1 protein-coding gene and 1 pseudogene are annotated in these 1,681 nt (G+C 65.0%); both read right to left on the reverse strand.

Annotation, left to right across the window (positions count from 1 at the left end; genetic code table 11):
- Positions 1-1,029: pseudogene (locus EN984_RS33640) on the reverse strand (hypothetical protein); the annotation flags it as partial.
- A gap of 63 nt (positions 1,030-1,092) precedes the next feature.
- A partial coding sequence (locus EN984_RS33645; RefSeq protein ID WP_164765877.1) for a DUF4159 domain-containing protein occupies positions 1,093-1,681 on the reverse strand: 589 nt, incomplete at its 5' end.

Below are 1,681 nucleotides of genomic sequence, written 5' to 3' on the forward strand. Positions count from 1 at the left end.
ATCCTTGATCTTCTCGACGAACAGTTCGCGGGTCGGGAAGGCGATCAGCGATAATTCGTTGATCGGCGTGCCGTCCTGCTTTTCCGGCGGCCGCAGGATGGTGAAATGGACGAGATCGACCGAGGCGTCGGATTTCAGCAGGTTGCGCCAGGTGCGTTCGCCGGCATGCGGCTCGCCGGAGACGAGCAGCACGCGCAAGTTCTCGCGAATGCCGTCGATGAGCGCGATGGCGCGGTTGTTGGTGTCGGTCAGTTCGCCCGGTTCGCGATCGATGGCGAGTTCGACGATGTTGCGGCCGGCGCCCGGAATGGTGACCTGCAACGGCATCGCCTGGCCGACAGTGGCGTGCTCGACCGCGACCTGTTCGCCATTGACCGAAACGCGCACATCGACCGGGCCGGTCTCGTTTTCGGTCGAGACGACGCGGTAGGTCATGTCGAGCGGCTTGCCGACAAGGCCGAAGCGCGGGGCGTTCTCGAAACGTATGCGGCGATCCTTCTCGTGATCGTTGCCGGTTATCAGCGCATGCAGCGGAGCGTTGAAATCGGGCGCTCCCGGGGGGGCGTCATGGACCTCGCCATCTGTGATCATGATGGCGCCGCCGATCCGTGACGGCGGCACGTCGCGGAAGGCGCCTTCAAGCGCGCCGAACAGCCGTGTCTCGGTGCGTTCCTCGGCGGCCTCGGATTTGCCGGCCTCGACGACGCGCACGTCGAACTGCTTGAAGCGGCCAAGCCGCTGCTGCAGCCCGGCCAACGCCTCGTCGGTCTGCTTGGTGCGGTCGCCGATATCCTGGCTCTGGCTGCGGTCGACGACGAGGGCGACAACGCTTTTCAGCGGCTCGCGCTCCTCGTTGAGGAACACCGGGTTGAACAAAGCGGCGGCGAGCGCCAGAAGGGCGATGAAGCGGAAGACCGAACCGCGCTGGCGAAACCACAGGCCGACCAGCGCAAGCAGCGCCAGCGGCACCAGCGCCAAGGTCAGCAGTGGCCAGGAGATCAGCGGTTCGAAGGAGATCGACCAATTCATTCCTTACCCTCCTCTTTTTGGGGAGGGTTTATCCGCGACCGGAGGGCACCAAACAAACTCATTCTACTGCCCCAGCCGTTCGAGCAGTATGGGTACGTGCACCTGGTCGGATTTGTAGTTGCCGGTCAGCATGTACATCATGATGTTGACGCCGGCGCGCAGCGCGTAGATGCGCTGCATCGGGTCAGCCGGCACGGTTGGCAGCAGCGCATCGCCGTTCTCGTCGACCGCCCAGGCGCCAGCGAAATCATTGGCGGTGATCATGATCGGCGAGACGCCATCGCCGGTACGCACCGGCCGGTTCTCGGCGTTGCTGGCGTCGAGCGAGGCCTCGACCCAGAGCGGGCTGCCGGCGAAGCGGCCGGGGAATTCGGGCAGGATGAAGAAGGATTTGGTCAGCACGTGGTCGGACGGTACCGGTTCCAGCGGCGGCACGTTGAGATTGCCGAGGATGTCGCGCAGCCGCTCCGTCGCCGGGCTGGTCGAATCGGCGCCGATGCCGTTGGCGAACTGGTCGCGGGTGTCGAACAGCACCGTGCCGCCTTGCTGCATATAGGCGTCGACGCGGGCGATCGCTGCCTGGCTGGGCATCGGTGCGGCCGGATCGATCGGCCAGTAGATCAGCGGATAGAACGACAGCTCGTCCCGGGAG

Source organism: Mesorhizobium sp. M7A.F.Ca.CA.004.12.1.1, assembly GCF_003997835.1.
GTDB lineage: Bacteria > Pseudomonadota > Alphaproteobacteria > Rhizobiales > Rhizobiaceae > Mesorhizobium.